The sequence below is a fragment of the Dehalobacter sp. CP genome (genome assembly GCF_047652685.1).
GTDB lineage: Bacteria > Bacillota > Desulfitobacteriia > Desulfitobacteriales > Syntrophobotulaceae > Dehalobacter.
Genome location: NZ_CP157399.1, coordinates 2198981 through 2216033, shown reverse-complemented (window position 1 = coordinate 2216033; position 17053 = coordinate 2198981). Strand labels below are relative to the sequence as shown.

At 46.5% G+C, this 17053-nt stretch carries 13 protein-coding genes; 5 read left to right on the top strand and 8 right to left on the bottom strand.

Going from position 1 to position 17053, the window contains the following annotated elements:
- The first annotated feature begins 2 nt into the window (after window positions 1–2).
- Window positions 3–1871 carry a putative ABC transporter permease subunit gene (locus AAH944_RS10935; protein ID WP_019225060.1) on the top strand — a complete coding sequence of 623 codons (1869 nt, stop codon included), beginning with the start codon at window positions 3–5 and terminating at the stop codon, window positions 1869–1871.
- Here the strand turns inward: AAH944_RS10935 and AAH944_RS10930 are convergent, their stop codons facing one another.
- The 3 genes from AAH944_RS10930 to AAH944_RS10920 form a co-directional block, all read right to left on the bottom strand.
- Complete coding sequence (locus AAH944_RS10930; RefSeq protein WP_019225061.1) at window positions 1872–2591, bottom strand: glycosyltransferase; 720 nt, start codon at window positions 2589–2591, stop codon at window positions 1872–1874.
- 59 nt (window positions 2592–2650) lie between these two features.
- Window positions 2651–3763, bottom strand: coding sequence for a glycosyltransferase (locus AAH944_RS10925; RefSeq protein WP_415534930.1), 1113 nt, complete (start codon window positions 3761–3763; stop codon window positions 2651–2653).
- A 169-nt stretch (window positions 3764–3932) separates the two neighbouring features.
- Window positions 3933–4832 carry a glycosyltransferase gene (locus tag AAH944_RS10920; protein ID WP_019225063.1) on the bottom strand — a complete coding sequence of 300 codons (900 nt, stop codon included), beginning with the start codon at window positions 4830–4832 and terminating at the stop codon, window positions 3933–3935.
- Between the two features lie 300 nt (window positions 4833–5132).
- Here AAH944_RS10920 and AAH944_RS10915 point away from each other — a divergent pair, with 300 nt between their 5' ends.
- Window positions 5133–6338 (top strand): carbamoyl phosphate synthase small subunit, encoded by a 1206-nt coding sequence (locus AAH944_RS10915; RefSeq protein ID WP_415534929.1) that lies wholly within the window; start codon window positions 5133–5135, stop codon window positions 6336–6338.
- Window positions 6329–10396 (top strand): carbamoyl-phosphate synthase large subunit, encoded by a 4068-nt coding sequence (carB, locus tag AAH944_RS10910; protein WP_415534928.1) that lies wholly within the window; start codon window positions 6329–6331, stop codon window positions 10394–10396. Before AAH944_RS10915 ends, carB begins: the two co-directional genes overlap by 10 nt.
- Before the next feature lie 42 nt (window positions 10397–10438).
- On the opposite strand, the gene AAH944_RS10905 is transcribed toward carB, so the two are convergent.
- From AAH944_RS10905 to AAH944_RS10885, 5 genes are all read right to left on the bottom strand, one after another.
- Complete coding sequence (locus AAH944_RS10905; protein WP_415534927.1) at window positions 10439–10624, bottom strand: Ger(x)C family spore germination C-terminal domain-containing protein; 186 nt, start codon at window positions 10622–10624, stop codon at window positions 10439–10441.
- Between the two features lie 192 nt (window positions 10625–10816).
- Window positions 10817–13036, bottom strand: coding sequence for a hypothetical protein (locus tag AAH944_RS10900; RefSeq protein ID WP_415534926.1), 2220 nt, complete (start codon window positions 13034–13036; stop codon window positions 10817–10819).
- Between the two features lie 265 nt (window positions 13037–13301).
- Window positions 13302–14180 carry an ATP-binding cassette domain-containing protein gene (locus AAH944_RS10895; RefSeq protein WP_415534925.1) on the bottom strand — a complete coding sequence of 293 codons (879 nt, stop codon included), beginning with the start codon at window positions 14178–14180 and terminating at the stop codon, window positions 13302–13304.
- The gene (locus AAH944_RS10890; RefSeq protein ID WP_415534924.1) at window positions 14165–15004 is read right to left on the bottom strand and encodes an energy-coupling factor transporter ATPase; all 840 of its coding nucleotides are present in this window, start codon (window positions 15002–15004) and stop codon (window positions 14165–14167) included. The genes AAH944_RS10895 and AAH944_RS10890 overlap by 16 nt, the downstream gene beginning before the upstream one ends.
- Window positions 15005–15020: 16 nt before the next feature.
- A complete protein-coding gene (locus AAH944_RS10885) occupies window positions 15021–15818 on the bottom strand; it encodes a CbiQ family ECF transporter T component (protein WP_019225076.1) in 798 nt (265 codons plus the stop codon).
- Between the two features lie 171 nt (window positions 15819–15989).
- Between AAH944_RS10885 and AAH944_RS10880 the strand changes: the two genes are divergently transcribed.
- Entirely contained in the window at window positions 15990–16538 is a 549-nt protein-coding gene (locus AAH944_RS10880) for a Gx transporter family protein (protein WP_019225077.1), read from the top strand.
- Window positions 16539–16779: 241 nt separating this feature from the next.
- Window positions 16780–16986, top strand: coding sequence for a hypothetical protein (locus tag AAH944_RS10875; protein ID WP_019225079.1), 207 nt, complete (start codon window positions 16780–16782; stop codon window positions 16984–16986).
- Window positions 16987–17053 lie beyond the last annotated feature (67 nt).

Here is a 17053-nt window from a genome sequence, read left to right as displayed (position 1 = left end):
CGGTGAAAATGATCATACCGCCGCCTCTGGATACCCCGCCTGCGGAAAAGTCGTTTGTTCAGGATTTTGTCCTGCTGCTAACAAATCAGCTGCGGGTGACACTTAACACGCTGAAACATCAACGAAAGAGAACTTTCATCGGAATGGGTATCCTGATGATTGTGTTTTTGAGTTTTCTGATTTCCATGGGGGCCATATCCTATGGAATGTTGAAATCAATGCAGCCTGAGACCGTTCAGGGTTTTCTCTCCTTGTTCTTTCTGGTGGGACTGGCCAGCCAGATATTCTTTGGTCTTACGGCAGCTTTTGCAGCGCTGTATATGTCCGAAGATTTGGAACTTCTTTTCATGGCACCGGTTCCTCTCCGGGTCGTTTTTGCCGTAAAAACAGTCTCTGTACTTGTGAGCAATCTTTTAGTTGCGTTCTTGTTTGTTTTTTTGCCGGGGGTGTTCTGCGGTCTGCTTTTTGAGGCCAAAGCATCCTATTATCTTCTTGTTTTCCTGTCAGGCTGCGGTTTATGGCTTAGCGGGACAGCCCTGGCCGAACTGCTGAACCTTTTGGTCATGCGTATTGTTCCGCCTCACAGGAGCAAAGAAGCCGTCGGACTCATGGGAGGGCTGGCAGGTGTCTTGATCGCGTTAGTGTTTCAGATTCCGGGAATGATGCTGGGAAGCCAAGGTAACTTGGATATTGGGACCATGCTGGCAGGCAAAGAGCAGCTGATTCACGTCATGAATTTTTTCCCGTGGGGATGGGGTTCACTTGCTTTAACCAGCGGAATAACCGACAGCTTTGCCACGGGGCTGGGATGGAGCCTCCTGATCCTTATTTTCAGTGCGTTTCTTTTTTTGATTGCCTTGATTCTTTTGGAACGGGGATTCCGGCAGGGCTTCATTTCCATCAGCCAGGGAGATGGCGGAAGACGGCGCAAAAAACGTTCAGTTTCCAGCGTTGATACGACGAACCGCCAACAGGAAAAGATTTTCTTCGGGACTGTTGGCCAGGAGCAGGAAGCAGTAGTCTTGCCGGCCTCGACGTGGGCAGGCATGTGGGCAGTGGCCAAAAAAGATTTGCTAACCTTGAAAAGGGATACCAGAGAATGGTTTAGCTATTTGATCCCTCTGATCATTATGGCCTTCTTTGTGGTTCAGTTTCTGTTCAATGCTTCGGCATCGAGTGTATCCAGTTTGGTAATGGTTCTTATCATGTACACGATTATGTTCAGCGGCAATTTGGCCTTGCAGGCGTTTGGCAGGGAAGGAGAGTCCGACTGGCTGCTAAATAGTGTGCCCCTGGCAGGGTGGCCTGTCGTCTGGGGGAAATTAACTGCAGCCGTGCTTCCCACGTTACTATTGATGGAGGCTCTTCTGGTTGGCACTTCATTGGCAGTCGGAGTTTCAACGAGCCTAACGCTTATCCTGGCACTGGCGGCGATTTTCTTAAGCCTGGGTTCCAGTGCCATTGGGCTGTATTATTCCATCAAGAACTGCCGCTATAATCCGGACAAACCACAAATGCGGATATCGCCAAGTGCTTCGCTAATGATGTATCTGATCAATTTTTGTTTCATCCTTATTTTAGGTTTAAGTCTATGCTATTTATTCCCTCCTGCCGAATTGGTCTCAGCGCTTCGGATGCTTCCATCGGTCACCTTCGAATGGAATGTACAGTCAGGACTACTTAGCGGGTTGTATTTTCTCAGCCGTCCGTTGTTTTGGCCCGTTCTGTTCCGGATGTTACTCGGAATTCTGTTGACCGGCGGGCTATGGTCACTCATCTTCTTCGGATTTATGGCTGCGACAGTCCGGCAAAGCCGCAAAGGCTTCAGGGTGGAGCTCGTGACGACCAGCAGCAAGAACCGGCTCAGATAATCAACAAGCATGAAAAGTAAATGACCCTAATACCCAGGGCTTAAAGTCAGAAACCTGTGCGACAACCTCACAATATTGTTCCATTAATTGCTGATTATCTAATTTGTAGGTATGCAGGCTGAGATCATTTCGGCGAATATAAGCAAAATTGTATTTATCAATCGCATAAATTTTGATGCCGTTTTTGGTACAGTCTGCCCCAAATTGTTCATCCGCAATATTGGCATCAATAAACTGTACTTTTTCAAAAATATTCTTCTTCATAAAAAGGGTACAGCCGATAAGATAGTCAACATAGCTGTTTTCTCTGCCAGGATGCAAAAGCGCCAGGATTTTTTGCTCTTCAAAAAAGACGAAGTGCGTTTTCTTTCCGAAAACACCCGCCTCGCTGGAAGGCGCTATTTTCATAAAATCGTTCAAGTATTCAGGACCATAATAATCGTCATGATCAAAATTAGCGATGTAGGGATATTGGGTCTGCCCGACAGCATAATTTAAACACGTTCCTGCCGAGCAGCTTTCAGGTAGCTGAATGATCCTTACATGAGGATACAATTCCGCCCTCTTGTAAAAATCGGAGAGATTAATACCGGGACCATTCAGGATGATAATAAGTTCCTTGACAGGGTAGGTTTGTCTGGCATAATTCGCGAAGATATTGTCCAGGTAAAAAGGGAAGTGAGTACAGGTAATAATGGATATTCCATCCGGCTTTGTCATTGGCGGCTCCCTAATGAAATGATTCTATTCGATATTTATCTGATTATTCAATTATTCGATTACGCGTATTGTTCTATGACGGATACTCTGTCTCTCATTTGTTTTTCAAAGTCAAAGATCTCTCTGAATTTTGCCTGCCCGCACGTCGACATGCTGTATAACTTTTCGGGGCTTTGGTAATATTCCATAATACTGTCAGCAATCTTGCCGGCATCGGCGGGGATAATAAAAAGGTCCTTTTTGTGTTCAAAATGTTCGTTCATGTTCAGTTCGTCGGTACAGAAAACAGCAACGTTGTGCAAAGCAGCATCGATGCAGCAGCCTGTAGGGAAGCCGTCAAAGTTCTTACCCGGTATCAGGACAAAAGGAAGATTCGGTGAAACGATCATGTCCATTCCGGAAAAGAATTGCGGGAAAAAGCTTTTATCTCTAAGACCATAAAATGCGATCCGGCTGCCCAACTCACTGACATCAATTTCATCCCGGTCAAAATTGCCAACGACATGAAACCTGATATCCTCTGTTACTAAAGCGAGCTTTTTGCACATCTCAATAAAAATGGGATACCCCTTATCCATTCCCGTTGGCATATATTTGTGAGCCACAAAGCAGATGTCGAGCGTATTTTTATCTTTTCCGTAGAATCGCTTGGGTACGGTCGTGTGGAAATACTCCGGATACGTCACCATCCCATAAATATAGGCAATCTTGTCCGGCGTAACAAAACTGTGGCTGGTAATATAGTCGTACGTCCTCTTCTGCGTAACAATGACTTTTCTCAAAAGAGGGGATTGCAGGACTTTGATCAGCCTGGCATCAATTTCGTCATCATTGATCCAAAATCCCCCTCCGGGATAGAGTTCAAATATAAACGGCGTGTTAAACATTTCATAGACAAAATGAAAAGCAGCAGCGTTACTTAAAAATACCATATAATACAGCGCGTAAGACTGACCGGTCCAGTCAAACTGGGTAAACGGCTTTACTTTATCCTTATACTGCGGATATACGGCAGCATATTCATGATGATGCATGTCATATCTGGTCGCATACACTTCACAGTTCGGATACTTCTCCAAATAGTAATTAAATTCGGATATCCTAAAACCCGTCGTCAGATTAGGAAAATAGTCATCGAGAATTGCTATTTTTTTTTGATTGATTGTATTCATTAATTTTTGTCCTTTCATTCTTCTTAACATTATTCTTAGCAATGCTTTTTTAATTTCTATTTCTCTAGAGTAACGTTGATTTCATTAGCTCCAGACCAAGTCTCTGTAATGGATAGCCAGCATTGAGCGGAGCATGGAGTGTGAAGCGCCGGATTTACGAATCAATCTACTAGTTGGCATTACTTACATAGAAGTTGAAATTCTCCAGGGCCCAATCCATATGGTAAAGGTGATTCTTGTAGGATTCCGGATCATGAATTGATGCGCAGTATACTGTTCGCTTACCTTCACGAAGTTCTTTAAAGCATTCAAGGTATTTCCATCCGTGGGTCAAGACAAAGGATTCATTCTTATGCTTGGTATTTCTGAGGTCAAAGCAGGTAGGATTTATTCTATTGCAGATGCACCATCGGCTGCCCTCACAGGTCGCACAAGGTACAGTCTGGAGCATATCGATCGGGATGTCGATTGCATATCCTGCTTTAAACGGTGTATATTTATTAATTCTGAGCGACAGTTCGGCATCCCCGTAGCCGTTTTCCTCGGACCAATAGCCGATAAGGTTAATAAGCTCCGGTTTTAGGATCTGGCATTGCCCGGGTACAAAATCAAGGACATTACCGACCTCAGTATGCATTAACTGCAGGTAGCTTACACCGCTTCTCTCTTGAAGGGAAACCTCCGGATAATAGGCTGGATACGGGTGGGCCTTGGACAACCCCAGCAGCCCTACCTCCGGGAAAGTTCTAAATACTTTCATAAACCGGCTTATCCAATCCGGGACATAAAAATACACATCACTTTCGAGGACAATAAAATACTGGTCTGGTTTTCTGCGGGCCAGATTGTAATTAAGCGCGTAAATGGGACCATAATTTACGGGCAGTCTTGTTTTAGATTTGATGCGGTTGTCGTTAAGACTTTGAATATAATCCCATGTTCCGTCCTGCGAATTGCTGTCAATGATATGGAGTTCAAAATCATCTGTGGTATTGAAAAGGGAGTTTAAATTTCTGGCATTTAATCCCAGTCTGTGAAATGTCGAATAGGTGATAAAAGGTGGTATCATAAATTTATTCTACCTCCAATTTTTTTCAATAACATCATATGTCGTTCTGTGGACAAGAGGTTACAAAAATATCCTCAATTTTATGTTGCTATAAAAAGCTTGGTATTCGATTCCGGCACCAAGAGAATACAGTATTCATGAAAGGGCCGCGTTTAGAAATTTTATCTTCAGCGATTCCCGTGATATAATGCTATTTGGGGAATTCTATTCCATCGATTTTACTCTTCAGATCATTTTACTTAGCGACGGCAAACAGGCTGATGATCAGCCGATCGAAATAAGAACAACGGAGGGATCCGCGTGCAGCAGAATGTGTATATGATCCTGGCCAATGGCCAGGTTTTTAAAGGGAAGCCTTTCGGGGCAGCAGGAGAGGCAGTCGGTGAGATTGTCTTTACTACTGCAATGACCGGATATTTAGAAACCCTGACTGACCCGAGCTATTTCGGGCAGATTGTGGTTCAGACGTTTCCTTTGATCGGGAATTATGGGATTATTCCGGCTGATTTTGAAAGTGATTCCCCGAAATTGAAAGCCTATGTTGTCCGGGAGTGGTGTCAAGTTCCTTCCAACTTTCGCTGTGAAGGTGAGCTTGACGCTTTTTTAAGAGCACAGAATATTGTCGGGGTCTATGGGGTTGACACCCGGGAACTCACCAAGATTATCCGCGAGGTCGGCGTAATGAACGCCAAAATCACCGCAACCCTGGACAATCTTGAAAAAGATCTGGCTGAAATCAATGCCTATAAAATTACGGACGCGGTCCAGACAGTTTCCTGCAGGGAAACAATACCGACCGAGAACACCGATGTAACCCGGAAGAGCATCTCATCCATTGAAATAGTCCCAACCAGAGACATAGGTAAGCCCGTTGACGTTGCCACATCTAGAGATGTAGCGACAGTAGTCGCCAAAGAAGTAACCGACAAATACCGGGTGGTCCTGTGGGATTTTGGAGCGAAGGAAAATATCCGGCGTGAGCTCATCAAACGCGGCTGTGAGGTTATCACGGTGCCTGCTGAGACATCCACCGAAAGTATCCTGGCTCTACACCCGGACGGGATCATGCTTTCCAACGGACCGGGAGATCCGGCCGACAATAAGGGAATTATCGCAGAGCTGAAGAAACTTTCTGCCTCCGGTCTGCCGATCTTCGGGATATGTCTCGGACATCAGCTGCTGGCCCTGGCGCAGGGTGCCGAAACGTCCAAGCTGAAATACGGGCACCGGGGCGCCAATCAGCCGGTGAAGGATTTGAAAACCGGCAGGGTTTACATTACAAGCCAGAACCATGGCTATGCGGTTGTTGCCAACAGCCTTCCTGCTCATGCCCGCATGTGTTTCCAGAATGCCAATGACGGGACTTGCGAAGGAATTGAGTATCTGAATATGCCTGCTTTTTCGGCGCAGTTTCATCCGGAAGCTTCGGCAGGACCCTTGGATACCAGCTATTTATTTGATCAATTTATTGATTTGATGAGGAAGGACTGTTCAACATGCCGTTAAATAAAACAATAAAAAAAGTACTGGTCATTGGCTCAGGTCCGATCGTCATCGGGCAGGCTGCTGAATTTGATTACGCGGGGACCCAGGCGTGCAGGGCCTTGAAAGAAGAGGGGCTGGAAGTCGTTCTGATCAACTCCAATCCAGCTACGATCATGACGGATAACGCAATGGCCGATCAAATTTACATCGAGCCGTTAACGCTGGAGACCATCAAAAGAATCATCATCAAGGAAAGACCGGACAGCATTTTATCTACGTTAGGAGGTCAGACCGGCCTGACACTTTCCATGCAGCTTGCCAAAGAAGGATTTCTAGAAAAGCAAGGTGTCAAGCTGTTAGGCGCAAATCCGGTAACTATCGATAAAGCTGAAGACCGGCAGATGTTTAAGGATACCATGGCAGCGATCAGCGAGCCTGTCATCCCTTCTCTGGTCGTGACGGATGTCCCTGCTGCCCTCGCCTTTGCGGAGGAGATCTCCTATCCGGTCATTGTCCGGCCGGCCTTTACGCTGGGCGGAACAGGCGGGGGGATTGCCTATAATGAAACCGAGCTGCAGGAAATTGCGGCCAACGGTCTGAGGCTTTCACCGATTACCCAGGTCCTAATTGAAAAATGTATTTCCGGGTGGAAAGAGATTGAGTTTGAAGTGATGCGGGATCGGGCGGGGAATGTTATTACCGTCTGCAGTATGGAGAATTTCGATCCGGTCGGGGTGCATACCGGGGATAGCATCGTTATCGCGCCGGCCGTTACGCTTTCGGACAAAGAATATCAAATGCTGCGTTCGGCTGCGCTGAATATTATTACAGCCCTGGAAGTGGAAGGCGGCTGCAACTGCCAGTTTGCGCTGCATCCGGACAGCTTTGACTATGCCGTCATTGAGGTGAACCCGAGGGTATCCCGTTCCTCAGCTCTGGCCTCGAAGGCGACGGGGTATCCGATTGCTAAAGTCGCCGCGAAAATTGCGGTCGGCTATACGCTCGATGAGATTAAAAACGCCGTTACTGGGAAGACCTATGCATGTTTTGAACCGGCACTGGATTATGTCGTGGTGAAACTGCCCAAGTGGCCGTTTGATAAATTTGTTTACGCGAAACGCACGCTGGGTACGCAGATGAAAGCAACCGGTGAAGTGATGGCCATCGGCGTGAGCTTTGAGCAGGCCATTATGAAAGCGGTCAGGGGAGCGGAGATTTCCCTGGACAGCTTGAACCTGCCCAAACTCAAGAAACTGACGGATGCCGAGATTGAACAGCTGATTGCGGTGTGTAACGATGAACGGCTTTTTGTGATATTTGAAGCGCTGCAGAGGGGCATTTCCTGCGAATCAATTCATGAAATCACTCGGATTGACCTCTGGTTCTTATACAAACTGGCTCACCTTACAGCTTTGGAGAAAGAGCTGGCCGTCGGACCTTTGACACAGGAGCTGTACGAAGAGGCCAAGAAACTTGGGTATCCTGATAAAGTGATCGAACGGCTTTCAGACTGCAGGATTGAACAGGGGATCGCACAGGGGATCTATCAGAAACGCTGGGCTTCTTACAAAATGGTCGATACCTGCGCAGCTGAATTTGAGGCGGAGACCCCGTATTTTTACTCGACGTATGATGAAGCCAATGAAGCTAAGCAGTTTATCCAAGCCCGGAATAGCGGCAGGAAAACAATTATTGTCTTTGGCTCCGGCCCGATCCGCATCGGTCAGGGGATCGAGTTTGACTATGCTTCCGTACATTGTGTGTGGGCGCTGAAAAAAGCAGGTTATGAGGTCGTGATCGTCAACAATAACCCGGAAACTGTCTCGACCGACTTTGACACGGCCGACCGGCTGTATTTTGAACCACTGACCAATGAGGATGTTCTGAATGTGATTCATACGGAGCAGCCCTATGGCGTCGTCGTAGCTTTTGGCGGACAGACGGCCATTAAGCTGACGAAGTTCTTGGAAGCCCAGGGGGTACGGATTCTGGGCACACCGGCCGACAGCATTGATGCGGCCGAAGACAGGGAACGGTTTGACGCTTTGTTGGAACGACTCTCCATTAAACGGCCTCAGGGACATACTGTGATGAACACCGATGAAGCGCTGCAGGCGGCGAATAAGCTCGGTTATCCGGTTCTGATGCGCCCTTCCTATGTGCTTGGCGGACAAAATATGATTATTGCGTTTAGTGATCAGGATATCTGTGAATACATGGACATTATCCTGACTTACAACATCGAGAATCCCGTTCTGATCGATAAATACCTGTCAGGTATTGAAATCGAGGTCGATGCGATCTGTGACGGTGAAGAGATTCTGATCCCTGGTATTATGGAGCATATTGAGCGGGCCGGTATCCATTCCGGTGATTCGATTGCGGTCTATCCCGCCTGGAACTTAAGCGGAGAGCTGACGGAACGGGTCATTGACTATTCCAGAAAATTGGCTTTGGCCTTAAACACCCAGGGGCTGGTCAATATTCAGTATGTCGTTCATGCCGGAGAAATCTACGTCATTGAAGTGAACCCGCGTTCCTCAAGGACGATCCCGTATATCAGCAAAGTGACCGGCGTACCGATGGTTGACCTCGCGACCAGAGCGATGCTTGGCGAAAAACTGACCGATATGGGCTTCGGCACAGGGCTATATAAAACCCCGCCTTATGTCGCGGTCAAGGTTCCGGTGTTTTCGTTTGAAAAACTGATTGATGTCGATGTGCAGCTGGGTCCGGAGATGAAGTCGACGGGCGAGGTGCTGGGCATTGGCAAATCCCTCGCTGAGGCGCTTTATAAGGGACTGGTGGCTGCCGGGTACAAGATGGTGAAGCAGGGTGGCGTTTTAATTACGGTGCGCAACAGCGATAAGCCGGAGATGGTTGATATCGCCAGGAAATACAGCGAGCTGGGCTTTAAACTCTATGCGACCGGCGGAACGGCCAAAGTGCTGGAGCAAGCGGGTCTGCAGGTAATTTCGGTTAAGAAGATTCATGAATCAGAGCATGACAATATCCAAACGCTGCTGGAAAGCGGCAAGATCCATTATATTATTTCGACTTCGGCCAAAGGCAGGTTGCCCGGTCTGGACAGTGTCAAAATCCGCCGCAAAGCAGTTGAGACAGCAATTCCGTGCCTGACCTCGCTGGATACCGCCAATGCGTTAGCCAACAGTCTGAAGAGCCGGTATTCCCAGAACAACACGGAGCTTGTGGACATCAACCATATGCGCAGCGAACGGCGGCAGCTTACCTTTACAAAAATGCAGTCCTGCGGCAACGATTATATCTATTTCAACTGCTTCGATCAACAAATCGTCAGCCCGGAATCCCTGAGTGTTTATTTATCCGATAGGCATTATGGTATCGGCGGGGACGGGATCGTGCTGATCTGCCCGTCCGAAAAAGCTGATGCGAGGATGCAGATGTTCAATCTGGATGGCAGCGAAGGTAAAATGAGCGGCAATGCGCTTACATGCATCGGAAAATATCTGTACGACAACCGGATTGTCGAGAAGGATCAAATTTCGATTGAAACCCTGAGCGGGGTTAAGAAGCTGAAACTCTATGTCCAAAACGGGAAAGTCGATTCGGTCTGCGTCGATATGGACCCGGTGGAGCTCGCGCCTCAAAAGATTCCGGTTAATTTGCCGGGAGAGGCCATTGTGAACCACCCGGTCACGATCGCTGGCCGCGATTACCGCATTACCTGTGTGTCTATGGGGAATCCGCATAGCGTCATTTTTGTGGAGAACCAGGAAAACATTCAGATGGAGACAGAAGGACCGGCCTTCGAATATTCCCCGTTATTCCAGGAAAGAGTCAATGTGGAATTCGTCACAATGATCGACCAAAATACCCTGAAAATGCGGGTCTGGGAACGCGGCAACGGCGAAACACTCGCAGCCGGCACCAGTGCTTGTGCGGCTGTCGTCGCTGCTGTGCTGAACGGTTTCTGCCAAAAAGGCCAGCATATTCTGGTGAAGCTGAAAGGCGGCGATCTGGTCGTCAAATATACGGATGAGACGGTCTATATGACAGGAAAACCGGAAAAGGTATTCGAAGGAAGCGTAGAGATTTAATTAACGATACAATATCAATTGTAATTGATATTGCAATATAATTTATTCACCAATCATCCTGGTTTGGACGATCTTAGCATCGACCACGATTTCTACTTCCGCTGTACAAAAAGCCTTCCGCCAGTCCGGTCCTAGCGTCTGCCATGCTGAGAGGTTAGTACGATGGAGTTTTTCTGTAAAACCAAGAAAATCTGAATTGTATTCCTTGGCCTTCTCAACTGCTTGCATGGACAGATATCCCGCAGCCTGTCTTTGATAATATTATGGGCTGAGCAATTCAAAGCAGATCCTGAACATTTACGCTGCGCCACTAACGTCCGCTTGTGGATCTGTGCAAGTCTGGTTTTCCCTGAGGGTCAGCTCAGCCTCTGTTTAAAAATTCGGCTGTTTTAAGATTAATTACACTAGTGTAGTCAAATCTCAAAAACGGCAATTTTTAATCATATCCTCAGACACGGCCTTAATGATATCCTTCCATAGATTGACCGGTTCCTTCTTAAGCTCCGCCTGCACTGTCTCAGCTAACCGGGTTTGGCTGTCGCCACAGCGCTCTTTAACTTGCCGGACCGCTTGAGTGACCTGATCAGCATAGTGATTTTGTTCCAAGATTTCCGCTGCCAGCTTTTGGCCGAGTTTATCCTGAAGGCTGTGATCCAGGCTCTCCAGCATGGTACTTTCGGGCGGTATCACTTTGCCTTTATCGTAAAGCCTGATTTTTCCCTCCAGCCAGGCAAGAAACTGCGGCGTACTCATGGCGTTCAGTTCCACTCTGTAGTCCTGCAGCCAGCTCTCCCACTCGGGATCAATATAACTGGCCACGCCCTTCCTGCGACCAGTTTTTCCTGCCTTTTCGATTTCCAGTCCCATACTGACGGCTTCTTCCGGGTCCAGCCCCAGATTGATGATTTTCACTTTTCTGCCGGGCCTGGCTTTGGTTTCATTTTGCAGGGTATCATAGATCGTCGTGCCATATGCGTCCGCGTCATGAATGCAGAAAAAAGTAATCTCTTCCTCCAAATTCTCCCCGAGCGCATCCAGCAAATCCTTGACCGCCCGGCTGGCATAACCTTTGCTGGTGAGTAAAGCCATATCATATTTCTCCGGGATTTTCTTTTCTTTGAGCACATTGAAAAAGCCTTCTTTTTCAATATACAGGATTTTATTGAACGTCCAGACGGGCTTCTGATAGTTTTCCACCGCGATCGTGCCGATGGGAATATCCTGGCCTGAGTGGGGATGGTACAGCGTCCCCCGTTCATCCCGGTACATCAGCGGAATGTCACCGTGCTGTGCTTCATAACTGCCGATCAATTCCGTGCAGAAATAAGCGTAATCCGGTTCTTTGCCACTTTCCCTGATCACATACGGCCGGACGGCATAATAAAGCTGACGCAGGCTGAAACGGTATTCACCGTTGCCGCTGGCTTTAGCAATGGCTTGTTCCAGGCATGCCGTAACGACTTCTTTCTGGGATTTCTTTCGCTCCGCCGCATCGCCCGGCAGGGATTTTTGGGCTCTGCTGACCGCCTTTTGAATACTTTCTGTTATGGCGTCGCTGATGACCGAGAGATCCGGCTCTTTCCCATCCGTCACAATCGGGATATAGGGCGTTATGATATTGATCAGAATAACGGCAGGTTTGGCTTTCACATATAAGGTTAAACCGCAGCCGAAGATACTCAGCAAATTTTTGATGTGGTAAATATTGACATTACCGGTCACAGGGGATTTATTGAGCAGTACCGTTATATGGGGCGTATCGGAGGGTATTGCGTACACTTCAAGGACAAACGCTATTTCCGCGTCGTGTTCCCCCTTGACGGTCCTGGCCTTAAAGGTGCCGGCTGATTTACAATAGCCGCTGTACCTATCCAGCTTGCCGATCCGCCCCAGCCTCTCGGGACTTACATTTTTAACCGCTGCCCGGAGCTCAGCCAAAAGCGCTTCCGTCTCGTCAAACTCCAAGGCAGCAGCAGACGTCTTGGTATATTCTGCGGCTATCTTCCCGGCTTTCCCACCGGTACAACCGTCGAACTGCGTGATGAGTTCCCGGACCGATCCGCTATAGGACTGAAACAATTCAAAAAAGTTTTCACTGGTATACCAATAGGGCGAGGTCTTTCCCCGGTAGGTTTCACCTTGGGCATATTCCATTGCCAGGCTGGCCCAGCTTGAATCGATAGGCATTCCGCCCAAAGTAAATCTGATCTTTGTCCCGGCTTCATGATAATCGCTTAAGCTTTCCGGGAAGGCTGTACCGTCGTTTTGAAAATGGATTTTATAATTTTTGCCTCGAGTTGAAACATAGAGTTCGCCGCCCGACGCCACTACCGCCCCAGCTACCACGCGCAGACCGTTACCCAGTGCCCCTCGGGTTGGCAGTCTTAAATACTTGGAGGACCGTAGCGGCCTGTTGATGGAAAACAATTTCGGATCCAGGCCGCTGCCGTAATCCTTAACATAGAAAAAGCTGCCCTCATAACCGATTTCACAATCGCTGCCCAGATCCAGCGCATTATCCGTGAGTTCCTTGCAAACCAGCATGGATAATTTACTTCTCGGCACCCCCGCTTTTTGGGGCAAGGTTTCCATATTTCTGAATAATTTCCAGTCTTCCCGTTCAAAAAACATGCTCTGCATTCATTCCTCCTGAAACAAAAAAATATTCCAAACATTTGCTGGAATATGATATGTTCAGGTTTGGAAAATGGACAAAACACAACCACCCCTAAAGGAGCATTTTATGGATTTATTTTACTTTTTGCCCCCGGCTTACCTGTAAAAAGGGGCCGTAGCACAACTTGGCCCAGAAAGGCGCTTCATTAATATGGCGTCTCTTCTTTTACTCGGGAATTGTATACTCACACAGATTATAACAGAGACAGGGTGCGCATCGAAACTTAAACTAAAGTTTCGTTACGCCGCCATGTTTATTTTCTTGAAGAAATCTTAGGATTTCCGCGCCGGCTTCTTGCGTATTGCTGATGTCTGTTTTGATAGCAAACCCTTTCTCAGCCAGCCGATAAACAACTTGCAAGTATTCCGGCAATTCCAGTTGATATCGACCAAGAATTTCAGGTTTCATCAGCAGGTCTTTAACGTCTCCAAAAAAGATCATGGACCCGCTGTCCAGAATAGCGATCTTATCCGTGACAGTCATGATTTCTTTAAGGTTATGAGAGATCATGACCGTCGTTTCTTTTTTTTCATGACGTTTTTTGAGTATATCCGAAAGCAGCTTCCGGCCGGCAGCGTCCAAACCTGCCATGGGTTCATCGAGGATGAGTATTTCCGGCTGAATGGCCAGCATCCCGGCAATGGCAACTCTTCTTCGCGTGCCGCCGCTCAGTGTAACCGGGGCCAGATGGTTAATATCTTCCTGGGTTATACCAACCTGCTGCAGGGCATCATGGACTCTTTCTGCTATTTCCGTTTCAGGCAGGCCTAAATTCCTTGGTCCATAGGCCACTTCATCAAAGACTGTAATTTGAAAAATCTGCTGTTCGGGATATTGAAAAACCAGCCCTGCTTTTTTCCAAAGATCCTTACTTCGTTTAGGATCTGAAGTTGGAATTCCGCATACAGTCATTTGACCGGACGTAGGCCGGAGCAATCCGTTGAAATGTTGGGCGAGTGTCGATTTACCGGAGCCGTTGGGTCCCAGTATGCCAAGAAATTCTCCTTTTGCCAGAGAAATACTAATGTCTTTGAGGGCTTGATGTTCATAAACTGAACCGGGTAAGTACGTATAAGAAAGATGATTCGTTTCTACAACTTCAGGCATAGATAATCCACCAACTCCCGGACTGATTTGACGTTCTCGGGAACAGGATATCCGTTTGATCCCAATTGGTTGATCAATTGATAAACCGCGGGGGTATCCAGTCCCAGTTCTGCCAATTTGGCGTTGGCATAGACTTCCCTTGGGGTCCCCTGTAAAAAGATTGATCCGTGATCGAGAACAATCAGCCTGTCTGCCTGGACCAAATCCTCTGGATTATGGCTGATGATCAGGATGGTCATGTCTTCCTGCTTATTTAAGACCCGCAGCTGTTCAAGCAGTTCCTTCCTGCCTGCCGGATCCAGCATCGAAGTCGGCTCATCAAGAACGAGGTATTCCGGCAGCATCGCCAAGGCTGAAGCCAGAGCCACCCTTTGTTTTTGTCCGCCTGAAAGCAGATGCGGTGCATGATGCCTTTTGTCTTCGAGGCCGCACACCTGAAGTGCCCAATTGATCCGGCGATTGATCTCTGGAACTGGCAGTCCTAAATTTTCAGGGCCAAAAGCAATTTCTTCCTCAATAACAGGACTGATTAATTGATTATCGGGGTTTTGGAAAACCATACCGACAAGTCTGCGGATTTCAGACAGTTGTTCGATGTTTGCCGTATCAAGCCCATTAATAAAGACCTTCCCATCCGTCGGTTTAAGCAGGCCATTTAATAGTTTGGCCAGGGTAGATTTTCCCGAACCATTCATCCCAAGAAAACCAACATATTCGCCCTTCCTAATCGACAAGGAGATATCTTTCAGCGCAGGTGTTTTCCCTTGAGAGGAATCTATATAATGTTTTGTGACATTGACGAATTCAATACCTTGAGCAGTCATATTTTCGGCTCCTGACTTATAGAAGGATGCTAATTGTAATACCTGTGCCTAAAACGGCGGTCATTTGGATTAAGAACAGGATATCCCGACGTTTCATTTGCAAACGGTTTAACCTTAACTGATTGGGATGGGAAGTAAAGCACCTGCTGTCCATCGCTTCACCCAAGTCAGCGGCTTGGACCAGGGAAGCTTCAAATAAGGGGATCAGAATGGCAGTATAGCTCTTTATCCGGACGACAATATTTGATGAATCAAATTGGGCGCCCCTTGATTTTTGAGCATTTTTTATAATGGTCGCTTCTTCAAACAAAGTAGGAAGAAAGCGAAAAGAAATACTAAGGATTGTTGTATAATTATGAATAGGAATATGTAATTTCCTTAATGGAAGCAGCAGGTATTCAATTCCTGCGGACAATTTGAGGGCTGATGTTGTCATCAGTAAAATCATGGAGCCTAAAAATAAAATAACCAGCCGCAATATATTGATCAGCCCTAAGATCAGACCTTCTCCGGTCATACTGAGCTTTCCAACCATCAAAACAGTCTCGCCCGGCGTGAGAAATCCCTGGAAGACTAGCGTAAAAAGAAGCAGATATCTTAATTTCAATAAACTGCTTAGAATTAATTGATAGCTTAATCCGGAAGAAATAATGGCAGCAGCCATCAATAGAACCAGGAAAAGTAGAAAATACAAATTATCCGTAATTATAACGGAAAAAATGACCAATAAGCAGCTCAATATTTTCGTTCGGGGATCCAATAAATGGAGCAGGGAATTCCCATAGACGTATTGGCCTAATTTCATACCGGGCATTGAAAAGGCTCCTTTTGACAATTTCTGTTTCGTATGAATAATAGTACTTATATGGGTTTAATGCAAATAAAATAAATCTGTTCATTAAAATAAGACTTTGCTTAAAATAAGACATCAGATAAAAATTGCATGATCTGAAGAGGATTGCATAATCCGGAGGAAGATCCAGTTATGGAATATGTCAAAAATGTGATATCAACAAAGAAACTGGCTGTTATTGCCATTCTCGTGGCTCAAGCCTCCGTTCTTCATTATATTGAGAGTATGTTCCCTAGTCCGCTTCCTATACCGGGAGTGAAGCTGGGTTTGGCCAATATCATTACCTTGGTGGCTTTGGTTGTCTTTGATTTTAAGACGGCCTTGCAGATTACCGTACTACGGACAGTCCTCGGCTCTCTGCTCAGTGGAACCTTATTCGGCATGGGTTTTTTTATGAGCTTTTTAGGTGCTGTTGCAGCTGCGGTCGTCATGGCAGTGCTGTTACATTTATTTACAGGTCTAAGTATGGTTGGTATCAGTGTAGCAGGGGCTGTAGCCCATAATCTCGGGCAATTGGCCATGGCCGCTTTGGTTCTAAGGTTCTCAGGAATCTTTTTCTACTTGCCTGTTATGCTGCTGTTTTCAGTGCCTACCGGAATCATAACCGGAATCATCATTAATGAACTGGTGAAATATATCAAGGCAACAAACCGGTTTAATAACCTGCTTGACGACACGTAAAATCTGCTAATTAATTAGACATACTACAACTTTTTAATTTGTTTTTCAATCATTTTGACAAGCATTTCTTATTCATGTAATATGAATAATGATTGTCAGACAAAAAGGAGGTGCGATTATGTTTGAAGTTACTGAAATCGCAGCGAAGAGAATTAAAAACATCATGGTAACTCAGAACATGGATAATTCTTACTTACGGCTCTATGTAGCCGGCATTGGCTGAAGGGGGCCGAATTACGGCATGACTCTGGATGAGTCAAAGACCCCTGACGATATATTTGACGAACAGCATGGACTAAAAATTGTTGCAGACAAGCAATTTGCAGAAGTTCTAGAGGGTGTTGTGATCAATTATATTGACACCCCCGATGGAGACCAATTTGAAATCAAGTCACCCCTAAAAGGTGAGTGTGGATCGGACTGCAGTTCCGGAAGCTGTGAATCATAAAGCTCAAAAAAGAGATTGAATCAATCAAATTGCATCAATCTCTTTTTTGATTCCTTTAATTCAAATT

Coding starts and splice junctions, on each gene's coding strand:
- AAH944_RS10880 (WP_019225077.1), top strand. CDS start 15,990: ATGGAATATGTCAAAAATGTGATATCAACAAAGAAACTGGCTGTTATT.
- AAH944_RS10930 (WP_019225061.1), bottom strand. CDS start 2,591: ATGACAAAGCCGGATGGAATATCCATTATTACCTGTACTCACTTCCCT.
- AAH944_RS10905 (WP_415534927.1), bottom strand. CDS start 10,624: ATGCAAGCAGTTGAGAAGGCCAAGGAATACAATTCAGATTTTCTTGGT.
- AAH944_RS10900 (WP_415534926.1), bottom strand. CDS start 13,036: ATGCAGAGCATGTTTTTTGAACGGGAAGACTGGAAATTATTCAGAAAT.
- AAH944_RS10875 (WP_019225079.1), top strand. CDS start 16,780: ATGACTCTGGATGAGTCAAAGACCCCTGACGATATATTTGACGAACAG.
- AAH944_RS10925 (WP_415534930.1), bottom strand. CDS start 3,763: ATGAATACAATCAATCAAAAAAAAATAGCAATTCTCGATGACTATTTT.
- AAH944_RS10890 (WP_415534924.1), bottom strand. CDS start 15,004: ATGACTGCTCAAGGTATTGAATTCGTCAATGTCACAAAACATTATATA.
- carB (WP_415534928.1), top strand. CDS start 6,329: ATGCCGTTAAATAAAACAATAAAAAAAGTACTGGTCATTGGCTCAGGT.
- AAH944_RS10920 (WP_019225063.1), bottom strand. CDS start 4,832: ATGATACCACCTTTTATCACCTATTCGACATTTCACAGACTGGGATTA.
- AAH944_RS10885 (WP_019225076.1), bottom strand. CDS start 15,818: ATGCCCGGTATGAAATTAGGCCAATACGTCTATGGGAATTCCCTGCTC.
- AAH944_RS10895 (WP_415534925.1), bottom strand. CDS start 14,180: ATGCCTGAAGTTGTAGAAACGAATCATCTTTCTTATACGTACTTACCC.